The 20759-nt window shown below is 42.7% G+C and carries 22 protein-coding genes; 16 read left to right on the top strand and 6 right to left on the bottom strand.

Annotated features, from left to right (window positions below; translation table 11 throughout):
* Positions 1-729 (bottom strand): PH domain-containing protein, encoded by a 729-nt coding sequence (locus tag DI53_RS02825; RefSeq protein WP_037495154.1) that lies wholly within the window; start codon positions 727-729, stop codon positions 1-3.
* A gap of 50 nt (positions 730-779) precedes the next feature.
* Positions 780-1448, bottom strand: a complete 669-nt coding sequence (rsmI, locus tag DI53_RS02820) for a 16S rRNA (cytidine(1402)-2'-O)-methyltransferase (protein WP_052071991.1) — start codon at positions 1446-1448, stop codon at positions 780-782.
* A 732-nt stretch (positions 1449-2180) separates the two neighbouring features.
* Here rsmI and serS point away from each other — a divergent pair.
* Positions 2181-3452 (top strand): serine--tRNA ligase, encoded by a 1272-nt coding sequence (gene serS, locus DI53_RS02815; RefSeq protein WP_037495150.1) that lies wholly within the window; start codon positions 2181-2183, stop codon positions 3450-3452.
* 170 nt (positions 3453-3622) lie between these two features.
* On the opposite strand, the gene DI53_RS02810 is transcribed toward serS, so the two are convergent.
* The 3 genes from DI53_RS02810 to DI53_RS02800 all read right to left on the bottom strand — a co-directional run bounded on the left by DI53_RS02810 (position 3623) and on the right by DI53_RS02800 (position 7078).
* Positions 3623-4336 carry a class I SAM-dependent methyltransferase gene (locus tag DI53_RS02810; protein WP_037495148.1) on the bottom strand — a complete coding sequence of 238 codons (714 nt, stop codon included), beginning with the start codon at positions 4334-4336 and terminating at the stop codon, positions 3623-3625.
* Complete coding sequence (pncB, locus tag DI53_RS02805) at positions 4336-5508, bottom strand: nicotinate phosphoribosyltransferase (protein ID WP_037495146.1); 1173 nt, start codon at positions 5506-5508, stop codon at positions 4336-4338. Before pncB ends, DI53_RS02810 begins: the two co-directional genes overlap by 1 nt.
* A gap of 211 nt (positions 5509-5719) precedes the next feature.
* On the bottom strand, positions 5720-7078 hold the full coding sequence (locus DI53_RS02800) for a DUF6600 domain-containing protein (RefSeq protein WP_052071989.1): 1359 nt from the start codon (positions 7076-7078) through the stop codon (positions 5720-5722).
* A 219-nt stretch (positions 7079-7297) separates the two neighbouring features.
* Between DI53_RS02800 and DI53_RS02795 the strand changes: the two genes are divergently transcribed.
* Genes DI53_RS02795 through DI53_RS02770 form a run of 6 tightly spaced genes read left to right on the top strand, consistent with a single transcriptional unit; the run spans position 7298 to position 11294 of the window.
* Positions 7298-8056, top strand: a complete 759-nt coding sequence (locus tag DI53_RS02795) for an MlaE family ABC transporter permease (RefSeq protein WP_037495144.1) — start codon at positions 7298-7300, stop codon at positions 8054-8056.
* Positions 8057-8064: 8 nt separating this feature from the next.
* The gene (locus tag DI53_RS02790) at positions 8065-8838 is read left to right on the top strand and encodes an ABC transporter ATP-binding protein (RefSeq protein ID WP_037495142.1); all 774 of its coding nucleotides are present in this window, start codon (positions 8065-8067) and stop codon (positions 8836-8838) included.
* A gap of 6 nt (positions 8839-8844) precedes the next feature.
* Entirely contained in the window at positions 8845-9840 is a 996-nt protein-coding gene (locus tag DI53_RS02785) for an MlaD family protein (RefSeq protein WP_037495140.1), read from the top strand.
* Positions 9841-9880: 40 nt separating this feature from the next.
* The gene (locus tag DI53_RS02780; RefSeq protein WP_037495138.1) at positions 9881-10570 is read left to right on the top strand and encodes an RluA family pseudouridine synthase; all 690 of its coding nucleotides are present in this window, start codon (positions 9881-9883) and stop codon (positions 10568-10570) included.
* Between the two features lie 53 nt (positions 10571-10623).
* On the top strand, positions 10624-10890 hold the full coding sequence (locus DI53_RS02775; RefSeq protein WP_037495136.1) for a hypothetical protein: 267 nt from the start codon (positions 10624-10626) through the stop codon (positions 10888-10890).
* A gap of 11 nt (positions 10891-10901) precedes the next feature.
* Positions 10902-11294 (top strand): DUF983 domain-containing protein, encoded by a 393-nt coding sequence (locus tag DI53_RS02770; RefSeq protein ID WP_037495134.1) that lies wholly within the window; start codon positions 10902-10904, stop codon positions 11292-11294.
* Between the two features lie 81 nt (positions 11295-11375).
* Here DI53_RS02770 and DI53_RS02765 read toward each other — a convergent pair whose 3' ends face one another.
* A complete protein-coding gene (locus DI53_RS02765; protein WP_037495132.1) occupies positions 11376-11666 on the bottom strand; it encodes a DUF4286 family protein in 291 nt (96 codons plus the stop codon).
* A gap of 105 nt (positions 11667-11771) precedes the next feature.
* Between DI53_RS02765 and DI53_RS02760 the strand changes: the two genes are divergently transcribed.
* The 9 genes from DI53_RS02760 (at position 11772) to DI53_RS02720 (ending at position 20648) form a co-directional block, all read left to right on the top strand.
* Positions 11772-13661: a S9 family peptidase gene (locus DI53_RS02760; RefSeq protein WP_037495130.1), complete on the top strand. Its 1890-nt coding sequence runs from the start codon at positions 11772-11774 to the stop codon at positions 13659-13661.
* 6 nt (positions 13662-13667) lie between these two features.
* Positions 13668-15341 (top strand): sensor histidine kinase, encoded by a 1674-nt coding sequence (locus DI53_RS02755; RefSeq protein ID WP_037495128.1) that lies wholly within the window; start codon positions 13668-13670, stop codon positions 15339-15341.
* Positions 15342-15350: 9 nt separating this feature from the next.
* Entirely contained in the window at positions 15351-16049 is a 699-nt protein-coding gene (locus tag DI53_RS02750) for a response regulator transcription factor (protein ID WP_037495125.1), read from the top strand.
* A gap of 138 nt (positions 16050-16187) precedes the next feature.
* Positions 16188-16661, top strand: coding sequence for a transcription elongation factor GreA (gene greA, locus DI53_RS02745; RefSeq protein WP_037495122.1), 474 nt, complete (start codon positions 16188-16190; stop codon positions 16659-16661).
* A gap of 277 nt (positions 16662-16938) precedes the next feature.
* On the top strand, positions 16939-17358 hold the full coding sequence (locus DI53_RS02740; RefSeq protein ID WP_037495119.1) for an HIT family protein: 420 nt from the start codon (positions 16939-16941) through the stop codon (positions 17356-17358).
* A gap of 52 nt (positions 17359-17410) precedes the next feature.
* Positions 17411-18061, top strand: coding sequence for a DedA family protein (locus DI53_RS02735; RefSeq protein WP_037495116.1), 651 nt, complete (start codon positions 17411-17413; stop codon positions 18059-18061).
* Entirely contained in the window at positions 18061-18603 is a 543-nt protein-coding gene (locus tag DI53_RS02730) for an inorganic diphosphatase (protein ID WP_037495115.1), read from the top strand. Before DI53_RS02735 ends, DI53_RS02730 begins: the two co-directional genes overlap by 1 nt.
* Before the next feature lie 8 nt (positions 18604-18611).
* Entirely contained in the window at positions 18612-19928 is a 1317-nt protein-coding gene (locus tag DI53_RS02725; protein WP_037495114.1) for a hemolysin family protein, read from the top strand.
* Positions 19929-19931: 3 nt separating this feature from the next.
* Positions 19932-20648, top strand: coding sequence for a 16S rRNA (uracil(1498)-N(3))-methyltransferase (locus tag DI53_RS02720; protein WP_037495113.1), 717 nt, complete (start codon positions 19932-19934; stop codon positions 20646-20648).
* Positions 20649-20759 lie beyond the last annotated feature (111 nt).

The following is a 20759-nucleotide window of genomic DNA, read 5'->3' as shown; positions in this document are numbered from 1 at the left end:
TTACAATTGTGATAAGAGTTCTGATTTTTTGTTTTCGTATTCGGCCTGCGTAATAAGTTGCCTGTCGTATAGCGTTTTCAATTTTTTTAGTTTTAACGTCAGTTCGTCATCGTTGGATGGCACACTTCTTTCATCAAGTTCAGGTGTTGCATTATTTGCCGCTAAAGGCGAAGGTGTTTCACTGCCTGGTGCCGCGTCTGGAAGGACGATCGCTGCTGTGGGCGGCGCTTCTGTGGGTAAAGCCGGCGACTCCTTGGTCAACGCTTTATCAACATCATCCAGCCGATCGCTTTTAAGGGGCGTTGGTGTAGCCGGTTCTGCGGGCTTAGACGTTACTGTTACATTTCTATTTTCCAAAGCCTCCTTGATCAATTGATAAAGTTTCCGAGCCTGCACTTTTGGAATGTAGTCTATCGTTAGATTTTCGCCCGCTGGCGGAATAACGGTAACCTTTGCGCCGAATATTTCTTCTTTAAACGCTATATCCTTGATGTCGTTCCACGAGAAAATCTCAAAATTGGTGGCTAGTCCAAGCTTCGTAAATTCACATAAAAAGATACGTTTGTTACTGACGGTGATACTATCCGGCAAAAGCGTCACCGCGGGCTTTTTCTGTACAGAAATATATTGGATATATTCACCTGCAGTTAACATATCTATTATTTTATCATGGATCTTTTCAACCACCTTGGGGTCTTGTCCATCTTGTAAAAATTTTTCTATAGCCATCTTGTTGTTAAATCAATTTAAAATATTTGTCAAGTCTACATAGCCGATCTTTAGTCCGGAGATCCCGCTATACAAAATACAAACTCTCCTTTTATCGGATGGTTCTCAAAATGTAATTTTAATGTTGCTAATGTTCCGCGCACGGTCTCCTCATAAAGTTTGCTCAGCTCTCTTGAGATAGATGCTTCGCGCTCTTCTCCAAAATATTGAATGAATTCATCAATAGTTTTTAGTACCCGATGCGGAGATTCGTAAAAGATCATGGTACGCTTTTCCTCCAAAAGTTGCTTCATCCGTGTTTGACGACCCTTCTTAACAGGTAGAAAGCCCTCAAAGCAAAATCGATCATTCGGTAAACCTGAATTAACCAGTGCGGGGACAAATGCTGTTGCACCCGGTAGGCATTGCACGTCAAGACCTTCTTTGATAGCTTCCCGAACCAACAAAAAACCCGGGTCGGAAATTGCTGGCGTGCCGGCATCAGAAATTAGGGCTATCGTTTGTCCCTCTTTCAAAAATTTGATAATCTCGGACAGCGCTTTATGTTCATTGTGTTGGTGATGAGCAAATACCTTTTTCTCGATGCCGAAATGTTTTAACAGCGGACCACTGGTGCGCGTATCTTCCGCAAGGATAATATCTGCCTCCTTTAAGATGCGAATGGCTCTAAAGGTCATATCTTCCAAGTTGCCAATGGGCGTGGGTACTAAATAAAGCATAGCCAAAGTTAGGAAATTAAATGAGTAAAGAGCAATGCTGAATAAGCGAAGATTTTGCGCGCATTTACCCCCTTACGTAAGCTTATTATACAAGGGATTTTATGCTATTCACCGTTCTTAAAGGCTGATAAAAGGATCTTGTGAGATGGGTAGACTATCCGCGGGAGCATCACATGCTATTGCTCAGCTTGGAGCCTCCGACGCTGCGAATAAAGGAACAATAGCCGTTAAGTAGCTCATGAAGATTTTATGAAGAAAAGTAAGATTGGGGGAACTTGGATTGCTTTTGGGAGAAGTGGGAAGGTTTTAGTTGTTGGGTGCTTGGTTTATTAACGTCTAAGATCCAAGGGGTGTTTTTGGACGCTAACCGTTATAAACTTTCCCCCAACAACTAATCTTCTAGGCTGGTGTGATCATCGCCATCATAGGCAAATTCCAGCAGATCTGCGTAGATCTCTTGTTCGAAAAATTCTAAATCTTTTAACATAGCTGTATATTTTAAATTACACTCCAAAAATACTATACCGGTATGAACTGCAAATTATCACCACATCAAATAATTGTTAATTCGCTTGGTATAAGGTCAAATATATGTAAATATAGTAAAATAAAAAAGGTTTATGTATTAAAATGGTAATATTTAAACTATTTCTTTGGAATGTTCATGAAAATGGCTGATTTCCGTTCCACTTCTTATCTTTGTGCAAGTAGATTGTTATTTTATTTATTTTTATGTTACAGATAAATTATATCCGTGAAAACAGAGATGCAGTAATCGAACGGTTGGCTGTTAAGAATTTTAAAGAGGTTGATTTGGTTGATGCTTTAATTCAATTGGACGAATCGCGTCGTAAAATTCAGAACGAGTCAGACGCCATTGCTGCAGAGGCTAATGCTGCTGCAAAGCAGATCGGCGACTTCATGCGCCAAGGTAAGAAAGAAGAAGCTGAAGCTGTAAAATCACAATCCTCCGGATATAAAGAACGCGTTAAACAATTGACTGATCAGCTTGCTGAGGTAGAGCAGGAACTTCATGAGAAATTGGTGCAGTTGCCTAATTTACCTCATGCATCTGTGCCTGTGGGTCATTCTGCAGATGACAACGAGGTCGTGCTGCAACATGGCGAAATTCCGAGCTTGCATACGCAGGCCATGCCACACTGGGAACTGCTTACGAAATACGATATCGTTGATCTTGAGCTGGGCGTGAAGGTTACAGGCGCCGGATTTCCTGTATACAAAGGAAAGGGGGCGCGTCTGCAACGTGCGCTTATAAACTTTTTTCTGGATCAGGCGGCAGAAGCTGGCTATAACGAAGTGCAGGTTCCTATTTTCGTCAACGAGGCTTCGGCCTTCGCTACAGGGCAATTGCCTGACAAAGAAGGGCAGATGTACCACGTTACGGGAGATGACTTCTACCTTATCCCGACAGCGGAAGTTCCGGTAACGAACTTGTACCGGGATGTGATTGTTAAAGAAGATGATTTTCCCATCAAGCATTCAGCTTACACGCCTTGTTTTCGTAGGGAGGCAGGTTCTTATGGTGCACATGTTCGCGGTTTAAATAGACTGCATCAATTTGATAAAGTGGAAACTGTGCAGATCGTTCACCCGGAGCATTCCTATGCTGTGATTGAAGAGATGAGCTTGTATATACAGCAGTTGTTGCAAAAATTGGAGTTGCCCTACCGCGTGCTTCGTTTATGCGGAGGCGATATGAGCTTCACCTCTGCATTGACTTACGATATGGAAGTGTTTAGCGCTGCGCAGCAAAGATGGCTGGAAGTTTCTTCTGTTTCTAATTTCGAAACATACCAGTCTAACCGCCTAAAGGTACGCTTTAAAAATACCGAAGGTAAAATGCAATTGGCCCACACGTTAAACGGGTCCGCTTTGGCATTACCCCGTATCGTCGCATCTATTTTAGAGAACAACCAAACAGAAAAGGGTATTCGAATTCCATCTGTATTGGTGCCTTATACTGGCTTCGAGTGGATCGATTAAATAATAAAAAAACGCAACGACACTTTAGGCGGTCATTGGGAAGAGTGTTTCGACGACTTGATAAACTTGAGTATCGAAATTTGCGTAGTGCGTAGTGAGATAGTAACTGTGGCTGCCATGTCAACAACGAGGTACGACGACGCGGCAATCTAATCTAATAATCTATTAAATTAGATTGCCGCTGTTTTCCTTGGTTCCATGCGCGCAAGATACTGGTCATTATCATCTTCGTAAAGTATTTGTACCACCCAGTTTTCCTCGCGGGCAATCCTGATCAATTCCTGTTGATCGATATAAAGCCAGCGAAAAGGTTTCCCGAATGTACCCTTGTATGCATATTGAAATTCGATTTCGCCTAAGTAATATGCTGGTTTTTGAATTTTGTATTCTTCATAAAGGTAAGCGATATCAGAAGAGTCAAATAAAAGCTGCCCTTTATCACTGAGGAGAGTCTTGGCATGGCGCAAGAGATTGCGAAATCCCTCGACCGTTCCCGCTAAACCTATACCATTCATCAAAAAAAGCAACGTGTCATAATGCTTACCCTGTAGTTCGAAGAAATCACCCGTAATAATTTGTTGCACCCCACGTTCCCTCATAATTTGCGCAGCTGTTGCCGAGCATTCAATCGCGTCCACTTTAACCCCCTTTTCCTGTAAGAACAACGCGTGACTACCGACACCGGCCCCTACGTCTAGCACATGGCCATCGCAAAGTGCTAAAGCGATGTGTTCTAATTCTGGAAAATCATCCTGCTCTCTGAAAAATACCTCGACCGGCATCTCCTCGATATCACCATAACTGCTGTGTAAGAGCAGTGGTTCCTGCAATGTTTGCAACTGATAGAAGTCGTACAATGCCTCCCCGTAAACGTCCCGTTCCATTAATCCTGTATTTTTAAAATTTCTTTGGCGATGGCTATTTCTTTTTCCGCGCCCGTATGTTTGTTGGGTTCATCCGATAATTTAATTACTTCTGTCCATTCGCCTTCGTCCGGTTTAGCTTCTACCATTTTAATAACAATATTCATCCGTGGAAGGCCGACATCGTTTGTGAAGTCCGTACCGATGCCAAATGAATAGCCGATTTTATTGTGGCAGAATGCAGCAATGTTTTTTACTTTTTCATAATCCAGACCATCGGAGAATATAATTGTTTTTGACTGCGGATTGATACCCTTTTGGGTATAGTGGTCTATCGTCATTTGCGCAAACGTAATCGGATCCCCACTGTCATGGCGGACACCATCAAACAGTTTGGTCAATTTTTTATCAAAATGAGAGAAGAATACCTTTGTGGTGTAGGTGTCGGATAGCGCTATTCCTAGATCTCCCCGATAGACGTCTGCCCAATGCTCTAGGCCAAGCAAATTGGCCATTTTGTAGCCGTATTTTGCGGCATGAAACATAAACCACTCGTGAGCGTGCGTGCCTATGGGTGTGGTTTCGTATTTCATCGCCAGATGCACATTCGAAGTGCCTATAAACGTTTTCGAGGGGTGATTTTTCAAGGTACGAATCACAAGGTCGTGCACCGCGTAGGAGTGCCGGCGGCGTGTTCCGAAATCAGCTAACGTAATATGTAACTGATCATATTTCTGCATTTTATCTGCAACGATTTTACACACTGCATCATCATCCACGCGCTGCATAGCGTCGGCCTCATAGTAAAGCTCACAAATGAGCGACATGATAGGTACTTCCCATAAAATCGTCCGGTACCAGTATCCTTCTATACTTACCGCTAGATCTTCGCCATCTTGTTCAATTTTAACCTCATCTGGATCGTACCGATAACCCTGAAGAAAATCGAGGTAAGTAGGGTCTATGTAAGGGCATTTATCATGCAGAAAATGTTTTTCAGCCTTAGTCAGCTTTAGCGAGGCCATTCCATGGATTGCTTCGCGCAGCCGTTTGTCAAATCCGGGCGGGAAGCGGTGCTTTCCGCGGTTGATAAACTGGTACTTAGCCCTCGCTTTCGGGAACAATTTGCTCACGGCAAATTGCATCGTGAACTTATAAAAGTCATTATCTAAGATAGAGGAGAATGTTGCCATGCAAAAATGTGCTCGTATAAAACGGGTGAAGTTAACAAAAAATTGGCATATGGACGGTTAGTGTACATTGAGATGCTGTGTTCTTAATTCTTATGAAACGCTTCCGCCTATCGCTAGTGTAATTCTATCTGGGCAGCTTTAAAAAAATGTAAAGGCGGGATTTTTCAATCACCGCCTTCACTGCTTCAATTAAAATAGATATTCTTTAGGCTTAGCGCGTGGCGCGACTAGATCCCCGCTCTGTATTTGTACTAGACGATCTGCTACGGCCTGTGTTGCTGCTTTGCCCGCCTCTGCTGCTGCTGCTTGCGCGACTTACCTGCGAACCTGTATTGCTACTCCGTTGGCTTGCCTGTTGTACCGGACGGCTTCGCTCCTGCGTAGCCCGCGAACGGTTTTGGTTGCTTTGTGGAGTCGCTTGTTGTCTGTTCTGCGGGCGTTCCACCGCTGTTCCTCTACTACGTCCTTGCGTAGACCTGCTACTTCTACTTTCCATTTGTTGTCCCGTGGTTGCACTGCTGCGTTGCCCGCGTGAGGTACCAGAAGAAGTCCGGTTTTCCACGCGTGTGCCCCTGCTTTCAGCCGTTGAGCGAGCCGTACCGCGAGAAGTACGGGTTTCGTTTTGCGTCACGCTGCCGCTAGTGGAGCGGGTGTTGCCCAGGCTGCCGCGTGTTCCAGTCTGCGTGCTACGAGACGAAGAGGTACCGCGGGATGAGCGGCTCTCTGTAGTTGCCCTGCTGCCGTTTGTTGCAACCGCGCGGCTATTTCCGGTAGCACGATCGGTTCTGCTGCTGTTCACGGTACTTCGGCTACTGCCACGTGTGTTGGCTGTCGAAGATGAACGTACCGTGTTGCGGTCAGGGCGGTAAAGTGATACGGATCTGCTGTCAACACGTGAGCGTCCCGGACGGTCACTCACGCGGATATCCCGTACAGTGACACGGCGACCAATATTGCGCTCGATGTCGCGACGACCCGGACCGCCATAGTAATGGTTGTTGTTCACAACATACGTATTGTTTATGATCGTTGTGCGGTTATAAACGTTACGTTGGCCGTAACTCCAGTGACGAGAAATATAAGGGTCATAGATCCGTCTCACAGGCAAAAAGACCCAGAGATTTAAAGGCAATGACACGCCGACAGATATGCCACGAGGAGCCATCGGTGCCCAGCCATAATAACCACCGCCGCTTCTCCAATCTACCCAAGCTGGCCCCCATTCATAATCAGGAATCCAACCCCAGCCGTTGTAATTGGTATGTACCCAGCGGCCATAGTGGAAAGGCGCCCAGCCCCAATCGTAATTGGATACCCAGGTGTTACCATATTCAGTCATCGTCCAATAACCGTTGGTGCCGTATGGACGGAAGTTCCTATCGACATCCGGAAACCAGATGTCACCATAACGCGCATCTCTATCCCATTGTCCATAAGGAGATAATTCATCATAGAAGACATCAAAAGATACTTCGCCGTAAGGCTGCGCTGATGCCCTGCTTAATGAAAACATGCTTACCAAAATCGTCACGATGGCGATATATAGGCTGCGGGATTTGAAATGTCTCATAGTCTTATCTTTTAATAGTGAAACCACACAATTTACTATTATGACTATAATAATGAAGCGAAGGTTTAATGTTTGAAATAAACTGTAAACAAATACGAATAATTTTGGTTATGTAATAATTAGAAAACACTATGTCGATGAAAAAACAAAAGTTTGTACATTTGTCGGGTATTTTTGAAAAGCTATTATTTGCGGAAGCAGTGTTAACTTCATACTTAAATGGGAAGTAAAATAGAAAAACTACTTATCGAATTCGCACGAATACATCGTTTTATGATGAGTTTTCTGCGAGAAGCGGTATCACCACCTTACGAGTTTAAAGAGATTATCCGCCAGTGTTACGAAATTGGGTGGAAGTCGTTCCCATTGATCAGTTTGACAGGCTTTATTGTGGGTTTCGTGTTTACGAAGCAGTCGCGTCCATCGTTGGAAGAATTTGGTGCGACGTCATGGTTGCCGGCCTTAATTTCCATTGCTATTGTTCGTGCTTTAGCTCCGCTAGTGACGGCGCTGATAGCATCTGGAAAGGTAGGGTCTCAAATCGGCGCCGAATTGAGCTCTATGAATGTGACGGAGCAAATTGATGCCATGGAGGTTTCTGGAACAAACCCCACTAAATTTTTAGTATCCACGCGTATTGTCGCAACGACTTTTATGATTCCTATCCTGTGTTTTTACGTAGCTGGTATCGGCCTTTTTGGAGGGTATTTAAGTATCATAGGAAAGGATGATTTAAGTATGTTGGCGTTTTTTACGCAGGTGTTTGAATCCATTGCCGCAAAAGATATTTTTGCCATGGTCATTCGTGCAGTGGTATTTGGTTTTACGATCGGTTTTGCGAGCTCTTACGTAGGATATTATTCTACAAAGGGAACGGAAGGTGTCGGGAAAGCAGCGAATAGTGCCGTTGTATCATCCATGTTTTTAGTTTTTGTGGAAGAATTACTTATTGTTCAGTTATTAGCCTTGCTAAATTAAAGGAGAGAATGGAGAAGAACAACGTCAATATCGACCGTAACGAAGTGGTGATCCATGTAGATAATGTGAGTAAATCCTTCGGAAGTTTGCACGTGCTCCGGGATGTGGATGTGAAGCTATTTAAAGGGGAGAATCTCGTGGTGCTGGGCAGGTCAGGAACAGGTAAATCGGTTCTTATAAAGCTTATTTCAGGCTTATTAACGCCGGATAAAGGAAATGTGCGTGTGCTAGGGGAGACTGTAAACCAGCTTGATGACCGCGAATTGCGTGAGCTAAGGCAACGTATAGGATTTTCGTTTCAAAACAGCGCATTGTATGATAGTATGACGGTGCGGGAAAATTTGGAGTTTCCACTTGTGCGTAATAAGCGCAACCTCTCTCGTGCGGAAATTAATAAAGAAGTAGAAGAGGTGCTGGATGGTGTGGGCTTATCACAAACCATCAATCAAATGCCATCCGAATTATCTGGCGGACAGCGGAAACGTATTGGTATAGCAAGAACCTTGATTTTGCGTCCAGATATTATGCTATATGACGAACCTACAGCCGGCCTAGACCCAATAACCTGTTTGGATATCAACTCCCTCATTAACGAAGTTCAGGAGCGCTTCAATACGTCTTCTATCATCATTACACATGATTTGGCATGTGCGAAGATGGTGGGTGACAGGATGGTCATGTTACTTGACGGTAAGTTCGAGCGGCAGGGTACATTCAAAGAAATTTTTGATACGGATGATGAACGTGTCAAGCCATTTTATGATTATAATTTTATTGTTTAAAAGTATATGAGTACAAACGAAAGAAAGCGTACGCTTACGGTTGGATTATTTGTTTTGATCGGATTGGTCATTTTAGTGGCTGGTGTTCTGGTGCTGGGCACACAACAAAACAAATTTAGCAAGAACCTAGTTGTTACCACCTATTTTCATGACGTGAAAGGTTTAAAGGTGGGCAATAACGTCTGGTTTTCTGGTGTGAAGGTAGGGATTGTCAAAGATATCAAGTTTCAAAGTATTGATGATGTAAAAGTCGTGATGCATATCGAGCAGAAGTCTAGCGAATTTATTCGCGAGGACGTCGTTGCAAAGCTTGGATCTGACGGTCTCATTGGTAATGCGATAGTAAGCCTAATTGGTGGATCAGACCAAGCGGCTGCGATTAAAGACGGCGATGTGGTAAAATCTGTCAGTGGCACAGATACCGAGGCAATGTTTGCTACGCTACAAACCAACAATGAAAATCTCGTCGAGATTACCAAAAATTTCGCAGTCTTGTCTAAACAAATGGTGGAAGGTAAAGGGACAGTGGGCGCATTGCTGACAGATTCAACTATTGCCATGTCTTTGAAAAGCTCCGTGGGCTCTTTAAATAAAGTGATGAGTGATGCTAACAAAGCTTCTGCAAATTTGGCCGTATTAATGAATAAGTTGAATAGCAATCAAGGGCTTATTCATGATCTAACGACGGATACTGCGGTGTTTTCTAGTCTGCGAGAATCTGCTGCCCAGCTACAAGGGGTTACGCAAACCGCATCAGCATTGATGGAGAATTTGAATACTACCTCGGCTCGTCTGAATGACAAAGATAATGCAATTGGCGTATTGACAAACGATCCGGAAGCGGCTGCGGAAATAAAGCAGATTTTGCGAAACTTGAACTTGAGTACGGAAAAGCTGGATGACAACATGAAGGCGCTTCAAAGTAACTTCCTTTTTAGGGGCTACTTTAGGAAGCAGGATAAGGAAAAAGCAAAGATGACACAAGACTCCTTAGATAGATAGTCGAGAGGGAAGCTATTGTCGTTCTTTTTTAAACGAGCTGATGAGTATAACGGATAGGGATGTCATTTACGAGGACAACCATTATATAGCAATTAATAAGCGCGCAGGCGATATTGTGCAGGTAGACACCACGGGTGATAAGTCTATGGAAGAAATGGTCAAAGATTATTTGGCCGCGAAATATGATAAACCGAATGGCGCTTTTCTTGGCGTCATTCACCGTTTGGATCGTCCTGTAAGCGGGATGATTCTTTTTGCCAAAACGAGTAAGGGCTTAGACCGTATGAATAGGCTCTTTCATGATCGGAAGGTTTCTAAAACATACCTTGCATTGGTACGTAATAAGCCGCCTAGAAAAGCTGACACGCTAAAAAACTGGTTGCTTAGGGATCGTAAGAAGATGGTGACAAAAGCGTACGATCGTGAAGTGAAAGGTGGAAGTTTTGCTGAGCTGGATTACGAAATCCTAGGGGAATTTGAAGGGTATTACCTGCTTCAGGTTACGCCGCTAACTGGGCGTACGCACCAAATCCGTTGCCAGTTAGCCTACATGGGTTGTCCTATCGTGGGCGACAATAAATACGGCTATCCCCGGGGAAGTCTGCGGCGTTCGATTTGTCTGCATTCACGGGCTTTAAGCTTTATACACCCAATAAAAGAGGAAAATATGAAAATAACTGCCGAGCTGCCTGTGGACGGATTTTGGGAGAAGTTCAATGTTTTGCTATAAAGCTTTTCATACGAGATATAAACTATTTATATAAAAATAGGTACTTTTGTAGCATGAAGTCGAAACACGTAGCGTTGGTTATACTCACTATCTTTCTGGTAGGCGTTTTCTTTAGCACAGAGCTTTCCGCACAGTGCGCGATGTGTACATTAAATGCGGAGAATAGCACCACAAATGGCAATACGCAAGGTAAGGGTCTTAATGACGGAATCTTGTTTTTATTAGCTATTCCATATCTTATTGCAGTAGGCGTGGGTATTTTATGGTATAAAAAATATCGTAAGAATCAGCCTAAGCAAGTTTCTCCTTTTGAAAGATAAGTAGCAAGTTGATGTCTACATCGAAGTTTTCTGCACTATTGCAATCCAAATGTCCGCGCTGTAGGGTGGGGAAGATGTTTGAAGGCCCAATTTATGGGTTTAAAAAACAAACGATGCATGAACGCTGCCCCCATTGCGGTCTCAAATTCGAAATCGAGCCCGGATATTTTTACGCAGCAATGTACGTAAGCTATGCGTTTTCTGTAGCAGAAGTAGTGAGTCTTGGCTTGGCGACGGCTTTCCTTACGAAAAGCGAGTCTCCTTGGCTATACATTATCGTGCTCTTTTCGGCGATTTTCCTATTTGCACCTTTTAATTTGCGCTTTTCTCGATTGGTGTTGCTCCATTACCTATCTCCCAAAGTAAGCTATAATCCACAGTACGAAAGAAATCTTGAGAAGTAAAAGTGCTTAGGTTCAATGGTTTATAACCAAGTTCCTGCTTTGCACAAGGTTTTGGATGTATAGGTCCAAGTCCATGGGATGTCAGTCGAGCGAGAGGTATTCCATTTTGCTGTCAAACAAAAACGCTTTTTCGTGGTGCGTACTTGCGATGTATTCACTAAGGGCAGGGAGGATAGCTGCTTGATACTCTTCGAGCGTGCTATGGTCGCTTGCGCGAATTTGTATGCAATAAGTTGTGCCTTCATGTGGGGAGTCCAACATTTTTAATAAACTCGTTTCAATAGAAAGTGTCTTGAGGTGGCTCTTCATCCACAGAAACAAGTCATCGTGACTACTATCCTCGATAATGATGGAGATATTGTATAAAATCATGCGTAAAATTATCAAAATTTACGGATATATCGTCTGTAAAAATAAGGTTGCACGTGCGTGTTTTCATAAAAAAATCCCAATATTTGAAACGGAATAGGATAAAACATGTATAGATTTTTGCTTTGGGGTTTTGCTGTTGGTTTGCTGGCATTTTTTATCGCTTGCAGGGATAAGCAAAGTACCGATCAACTTATACCCGTAGAAGATTTTTTTGTAAAGCCGGAAAAGATTAATTTTCGTATTTCCCCCGATGGCAAGCGTATTGCTTACTTGGGGATTGACGACCATTGCCGTAATATTTTTGTGCTGGATTTGGATGACAAAACAAAATCAAAACAATTGACCTATCAGTCGGATATGAATGTGCAGTACTTTTTCTGGGCATCAGACTCCAATATCGTATATTCTAACAGCCACTCACCATCAGATAGCCTACGCATTTTCGGGATCTCCGTAAATAGTGAACAGAGTCTTCCGTTGATACCCGTAAAGAAAGCGAAACTACGATGGCTGCAGCCGCAGAAGCTTTACGGATCTTACTTGCTTGCATCGCTCAATGACCGAGACTCTACCGCCTTTGATTTATATAAAGTTTTTCTTGATGGGCGAGCCCCGCAGCTTGTTACGCGTAACCCGGGTAACATACTGAACTGGTTTCCGTCTCCTGACGGGAAAGTTCGTTTGGCCGTAACTAGTGATAGTGTACAAGAGAGTATACTGTATCGGCAGCGGGAAGAGTTGGCCTTCAAACCCGTATCCACAACGGATTACCAAACGCTTATACAGCCGTTGGGCTTTGTGAAAAATAAGAAAAATATAATTTATGCACTATCCAACGACGGACGGGATAAGCTTTCTTTAGTAGAATACAATGTCGAAAGTGGCGAGGAGGAACGCTTGCTATATGGTAATGCAGAAGTAGATCTTGAATCGCAAGGGTATTCAGACAATCTGCAGGAAATGATATTTACCCAGTATACTGCGGAAAAATCCGAGAAGCTCTTTTTCAATAAATCGTTCCAGCGTCATTTCGAATCCCTCGCTGCGCAATTTGAAAATCGATCTATTGATATACTCGATACGGATAGTAGCCTAAACCACTGGATTGTCAAAATCTCTACCGATGTACACGCTGGCGGAATATATTACTATGACGTGCAAAGCAAAAAAACGCAGCTGCTAGCGGAACTGAATCCCAAATTGGCAAAGGCGGAGCTCTCTCCCAAACAACCCATTCGCTATCAGAGTAGAGATGGGTTAACTATAAACGGCTATTTAACCTACCCACGTACTCAGGCACGGAAGGATTTACCCGTTGTCGTTCTTGTTCATGATGGGCCAAACCGAAGGGAGAGTGTTGATTTCGATGCGGAAGTCCAATTTTTGGCTAACCGGGGCTATTTAGTATTTCAATTGAACTATCGGGGCTCCGTAGGGTATGGCAAACAGTTCTGGACGGCGGGATTCAAAGAATGGGGAGGAAAAATTCAAAGCGATATTATTGACGGCGTGACAACGCTTATCCACCAAGGAATTGTGGATAAACGACGTGTGGCTATTATGGGGACAGGTTTTGGCGGATATTCCGCTTTACATGCTGCAACCTATAATTCATCGTTTTACCGTTGTGCCATCTCGATGTCCGGCTACACAAATTTGTTTACCTATATTCGGGAGATCCCTCCTCACCAGCAGCAATATCTACGCTTGGTTTATAACATCATTGGAAACCCTAGTAAAGAATACGAAATGTTTAAAGCAATTTCACCGGTATTTCATGCAGATCGGGTAAAAATACCAGTGATGTTTGCTCAGGGCGGAAGTGACCGATTTAGCTCGCTCACCGATGCCAACCAGTTTGTTCAAAAGCTAAAGAATAACAACGTTCCTGTCAAATACATCTATAAAGAAGAGGAAGGTAGGCGATTTCGGAGTGAGGAAAACATTATTAATTACTATCAGGAAGTAGAGGCGTTCTTAAGTAAGTACTTATAGGAGTCCATGGCATACAACCAGCTAAAATATCGCAAGAACTTTGGGTTACTTATCGCTTTCGTGGTGTTAGTGACCATTCTTTTCGTGGTAGCAATGCTTGCCGCACGATCCATGATCGCAAATTTTATAGAAACGGAATTCAACAACCGTAAGGTAGAGGTGTTTGATCAGTCTGTGAAGCCTTTCCAAGAGTTTTTTAATGATAAGATCCCCGAAATATCGTACTATCAAGGTTATTTGGATTCGGTCAAAGCCGCCTCTTATGTGAATGATGTGATTCGTAAAAACGCCTTTGTCGAAAGTGTATTGTTCTACGATATAACAGTTACCAATTCCGACTCTATTGAGGCAGGTATCAAGTACAACCATCTGCTGGTGTATCCAAAGAGCGTTATTTCTTTTCAGCTGGACGAACAGAACCGCTTGGTGGCTACGCGTAAAGAAAGCACGGAAACACGCGCTTATACGGATGACTTTAATAGCATGGTGCTTAAGTTTGTCGGGTTTCTGGATCGTGTTACTGATTCGACCCGGATGTCAGATAGCGAAATCTATAAGGTGTTTTATACGCTTAGCGCTGGGAAAGTGTCTTATATGAACATCCCCAGAATTGCGGATCTGCTCGCGTACAAAAGGCTCATGTCATCGCAGGATAACCCTGTCGTTTGGTATGATCAGGATATGTTTTTGTTCCTTATCAATCCCAGCAAGATACAGATCAAAAACGTGGCGCCTAATCTTTATGAGAAGATCGAAATTTTGCCGATCGTCTCAGGCAATGTTACCGACCAACGTTTTTATTTTCAGACAGAGCTCTCTCTGCCGGGTGCCCTGTCAGACTACAAACTGCAATACACAAGCTCGGAAAGCTTCCTAAATAAGGAAATAAATCGTCGCTTCTTGCCCGTTAGTTTCGGAATTTCAGTGATCTATTTCATTCTGATTTTTATCGCCTATTTGATATACCGTAATATTACGATCAACAGCAAGCTATTCCAGTTGCAATATGATTTTATCAATAACCTGACCCATGAATTTAAGACGCCGGTGAGTGTAATTAAGATCGCGGGAAATAATATTCAAAGTTCGGAAAAACTATCCACTGAAGAACAGCGTATGTATGGGAAGATACTTGATCAAGAGGCGGATAAGTTGAATAGTTTGATGAATAAGTTGCTGTCCTTTGCACAGATAGAAAATAAGTCTATCAAACCAAACAAGGAAGAAGTGAACGTTGAAGAATTTTGCGCACCGATTTTTGATGCCGTAAAATTGAAATATCCTGATTTAAACTTTTCCTATCAGATCGATGTCCAAAATAACATGGTCGTTGATACAACGTTGTTACTGAGCGTTTTTCAGAACTTAATCGACAATGCTTATAAGTACTCGGAACGGCAACGGAAGTTTTTAAATATCGACGTACAACAAAATAAAAAGAATTTTGTTATAAGGTTTAAAGATCAGGGTATAGGGATTAGTAAAAAGGAATTTAACAGTATTTTTAAGAAATTTTACCGAGTAAAGAACCAATTCAATCAACAAGGAAGTATCGGATTGGGTTTAGCATTCTGTAAGGAAATAGTAGATTTTATGGGCGGCGAAATTAAGGTAGATAGTGTGCTTAACCAAGGAACCACATTTACACTCGTTCTGCCCCTAGGTCCAAAAAAGAATTAAGGAAACATTATGAGTAAAGATATCACCATAGCGGTAGTAGAGGACGATGAGAATCTTCGTTTTTTGGTTGCCCATCGTTTGCAAGCTGAAGGATACAAAGTTGTCCAGACGAGCAACGGCAATGAGGCGGAAGAGCTGATTATACAGCAGATGCCGGCCGTTGTATTGTTAGATTGGATGCTTCCCGGAAAAGAGGGGATAGACGTTTGTGAATCTGTAAGGAAGGCTGGTTTTGAAAACATTATCATTATGATGACGGCGAAATCGCAGGATGTCGATAAGATCGATGCCTACAGCTATGGCGTTACGGATTACATTACAAAGCCCTTCAATATGGATGTGCTCGTAGCGATGATTGAGAATAAGGTACGCTTTTTCTTGCCTAAGAATAATGATGTGTACAGTTTCGGCAATACAGAGCATCATCCTAACATTCATTCGCTGGTTCGCGATGGACGTAAGATAGAGCTGACCATCTTGGAAAATAGAATTTTACTTTATTTTCTGCAAAACGTGGGAAAAGAAATCACGCGTGAGCAGTTGATGGAGGTGGTGTGGGGCTATAGTTCCAATGTGAATACGCGTACGCTGGATATGCATGTCGTCCGCCTTCGCAAAAAAATTGAGACCAACCCGGATAAACCACATTATCTGCAAACTGTCCGTGGTTTGGGTTACAAATTTGTCGATAGCGAAGAGCAGGAATAAAAAAAAGAAATTTGGTTTTATGAATCTTGCTTGCTATCTTAGCAATCGAGGTACAAGTACAAGACCATGTTGTCCTGAAAATGGATGGTATGGTCTTGTCTTTTTTTTGATTTTTGTTAAATAAATAAGGTAAAAAATATGGCAGAAGTAACTTATTACACCCAGGAAGGTTTAGACAAGCTGAAACAAGAACTACAGCAACTAAAAACGGAAGGCAGAGCTAATATTGCTAAAGCAATAGCCGAGGCACGTGATAAAGGTGATTTATCAGAAAACGCCGAATATGATGCAGCGAAGGAAGCGCAGGGGCTACACGAAACCAAGATTGCCAAATTGGAAGAGGTATTGGCTACGGCACGGCTAATCGATGAATCTGTACTTGATACGTCGAAGGTATTAGCACTGTCTTATGTTAAAATTAAGAACAAGAAGAATAACGCGGTGATGACTTACCAACTTGTTTCGGAAACCGAAGCGGACCTTAAGTCGGGCAAAATATCAGTTAAGTCACCAATAGCGCAGGGACTCCTAGGGAAGTCTGTAGGCGAGGTAGCGCAAATTGAAGCTCCTGCCGGCGTATTGGAATTTGAAATATTAGAGATATCACGATAGTCTTTTAAACGGTTATGTGCGGTTTTGCCATAACCGCATAGAGCTAGATACAAAATAAGAAAGGCGGCTGCATATGATGCAGCCGTTTTTTTATCCCATAGATAACGCCCGGTTTTGCTGGTCTCAAAATCGCGCAGCTAATGAATTATATAAAGGAAGTGATTGGGAATAGAGGGGCGATTAAACGGCAGGGTCAGGTAAATATTCAACGCGATTATAATTGCAATTAATAGCAAATTTATCTAAGTTTGTTGGTAATTCTTAATGAAGAGTAAATATGTCAACGATTTTTTCAAAGATAGTGTCGGGTGAGGCGCCAGCGTATAAAGTAGCGGAAAGTAACGATTATTTGGCTTTTTTGGACGTTCGTCCATTAGCGCATGGCCATGTATTAGTAATCCCAAAAAAAGAAACTGATTATATTTTTGATATCCATGACGATGAATATATGGGTATGTGGGTGTTCGCAAAAATTGTTGGGCAGGGAATAAAAAAAGTCTTTCCATGCCGCAAAGTGGGCATTGCTGTCGTAGGCCTCGAAGTGGCGCACACGCATATTCACTTGATTCCGTTAAACAATGTGGATGATATGAATTTCGGACGTCCAAAGCTGGAACTAACGGACGACGAGTTAACAACGATTGCGGAATCTATTCGCGAAGCAATTTCAGAAGTAACGCATTCAGCTAATTCATAATAATAAAAAGGATTTCAAGGGCAATCTCTCGGTTGTCCCATAAATAGATAATATGCAAGACTTGTGGCTGTCGTTTCAGCAGTTGATGGATCCAGAATACCTGTTGAGCCATGGTGGGTTTTATATTGTTGTATTAATTGTTTTCGCTGAGACAGGGCTTTTCTTTGGTTTCTTTTTGCCAGGCGACTACCTGTTGTTTTTAGCAGGACTGTTTTGTGCTTTGGGGAAGATTGATGTAGACATCACGACCATGTATTTGGGTATCCTCGGCGCGGGCGTCTTGGGTAACTTTGCTGGCTATTGGTTTGGTTATCGAACGGGGCCGGTACTCTTCAAACGTAAAGATTCCTTTCTTTTCAAACGTAAATACGTCATTATGGCCGAGGAATTCTACCAAAAATATGGTGGAACGGCCTTAGTAATCGGTCGCTTTGTGCCTATTATTCGTACATTTGCACCGATATTTGCAGGCGTAGTAAAACTAAACTTCAGAAAATTCGTCATCTATAATGTGTTAGGTGCCTTTTTATGGGCCAGCCTGCTCACGTTGACGGGGTATTTTCTGGGTGTAAAATTCCCCGCTATAATAAATTATGTGGAGTACATCATAGTTGCACTTATTGTGATCGCTTTCTTACCTATAGCGATTGCACTGCTGAAAAGATGGTTAAAAAGCAAACAAACAAACAGTAATAATAATTAATGAGTAAAACACATCCTTGGCATCAGATAGCTCCTGGTAGCGACTTGCCAAATTCCGTCAATGCGATTATTGAAATCACCAATGGTTCCAAAGGAAAATACGAATTAGACAAGGATACGGGACTACTTTTGTTAGATCGTGTATTGAGTTCTTCGGTTGTTTATCCGGCAAACTACGGCTTTATTCCACAAACTTATTGTGATGATAAAGACCCTCTAGATATTTTGGTTATTTGCTCTGTTGATATTTTGCCTATGACTTTGGTAGAAGCCAAAGTTATTGGTGTGATGAACATGGTTGATGGTGGAGAGCAGGATGACAAAATCATAGCGGTGGCTAAAAACGATCCGATATACAACTACATCACGGACATCGAACAGCTTGCGCCACATGTGATGAAGGAAATCGTTCAATTTTTTGAAAGCTACAAGGCTCTAGAAAAGAAATCTGTACAGGTGGAAGGCCTACACGGCAGAGCCCGCGCGCAAGAGATTCTTTTAGAGAGTATCGAATTGTATAACAAGGAATTCGGAAATAAATAAACCCTAACATGGCCATCGACATTTTTTGGACAATATTTTTGGTTTTAGCCAATGGTTTTTTTGTAGCTGCTGAGTTCGCAATTGTTAAAGTGCGTGCTTCACAAATTGAGCTGCAAGCTAAATCAGGAAGCAAAGTGGCCAAGATCGCTAAAAATATAACAGAACATCTCGATGGCTATCTTGCGGCTACGCAGCTTGGTATTACATTGGCTTCACTTGCCCTTGGCTGGGTAGGGGAAGCCGTTATGACGGAAATTGTCCACAAGATATTTGGGCTTTTCAATATTGAGCTTTCTGGACCAATAGCAAAGAATCTAGGACATGTATTTGCTTTTAGTATCATCACCTTTTTACATATAGTATTTGGAGAGTTAGCACCGAAGTCTATCGCTATACAGCGTCCAGTAGCAACGACGATGCGCATTGCAGCACCGTTGCAGTTTTTCTATTATATTTTCCGCCCCATCATATGGCTGTTAAACGGTTTTGCAAACTTCCTGCTTCGACTCATTGGTGTCGATGTAAAAGGACATGAAGCCAGCCATTCTTCGGAAGAACTACAGTACCTATTGGAAAAAGGAAAAGAAAGCGGTGCTTTAAACAATGCGGAACACGAACTTATAAAGAATGTGTTTGACTTTAACGAACGCATCGTGAAAAATATTATGGTTCCACGTACCAAGATCGTGGCCGTAGATATGCTGGACACTGCGGATGAATTTATCAACACAGTTACCGAAGAAGGGTATTCCCGAATCCCTATTTACGATGATAACATCGATCAAATTGTTGGTATAGTGCATACGAAAGACATTCTTCCCATCATTGTGAAAGGTAAGCAAGTTGTCCTGAAAAATATCATGCGCAAACCTTACTTTATTCCGGAGACAAAGAAGATCAATGATTTGATGACCGAGTTTCAGCTGAAGCGTATTCAGATCGCTATTGTACTGGATGAATTTGGCGGAACGGCGGGTATGGTTACCTTGGAGGATATTGTAGAAGAGCTCGTGGGTGAGATCCAGGATGAGTACGATGAGGAAACGCCGCTTGTAGAGCGTATTTCGGAAACGGAGTATATGGTTGATGCGGGGGCTAATGTGCATGATGCCAATGGATACCTGCCTTTGGAATTACCGGAAAGCTCCGACTACGATACCATAGCTGGTTTGGTAAGTCACTTTTTCGAGAAAATACCGGATGTAGGTGAGGTTCGAGAAGTGGAGGGCTATGCTATTACGATTATCAAAAAGACACAGCAGAATATTGAGTTCGTGAAGTTAGACCTTATCGAAACGCCAAACGACGATATTGACGAGGATTAATTCATGCACCTATTCTACACACCAACACTCGAGCCACAACACGAAAACTTTGTACTAAGTGAAGAAGAGAGTAAGCATGCGGTGCGTGTCCTTCGCCTGGTCGCGGGAGACACAGTATATCTTGTAGATGGCCGCGGTGGTTGGTACACGGCTGAAATTTTGGATCCTCATCCAAAACGTACCACCTTGTTGATAAACCAGGTAGAGCAAGAATATGGAAAGCTACATTATCACCTGCATATCGCTGTAGCTCCCACCAAAAATATAGATCGGATTGAGTGGTTTTTGGAGAAGGCAACAGAAATTGGTGTGCACGAGATCACGCCGATTATCACAGAACATTCCGAGCGAAAGGAAGTTAAGGTAGATCGATTACATAAAGTTGTTGTCTCAGCGATGAAGCAATCGTTAAAGGCTTATGTCCCAACCATAAACCCTGCGATATCATTAAGCCAGTTTCTCAAAGCGCAACCTGACGATACACAGGCGGTTTGCTGCATAGCGCATTGTGCTGACAGCGAAAAACAATATTTGGCAGATGTTTGTCAGCCAGCCGGTAATTACCTTATCCTGATAGGGCCGGAGGGGGATTTTTCTGAAAAAGAAATTGCACAAGCGTTGGCGTTAGGCTTTCACCCTGTATCACTTGGTACAAGCCGATTACGCACCGAAACCGCTGCACTAGCCAGCAGTTTGGAAATAGCATTGTTAAATAGGTAGTGCTCGTGAGTATGTAGATTGTAGTACTTAGTATATAGAATTGCGTAGTGCGTATTGTGTATTGCGAGAAGTTTAGGTATTCTATATTTTACTGCTTCTTACCATTATTAA

This window comes from Sphingobacterium deserti (assembly GCF_000757725.1).
Classification (GTDB): domain Bacteria; phylum Bacteroidota; class Bacteroidia; order Sphingobacteriales; family Sphingobacteriaceae; genus Sphingobacterium; species Sphingobacterium deserti.
Note: the sequence above shows the minus strand (reverse complement) of the source record. Positions and strands in the feature narration are given on the sequence as shown.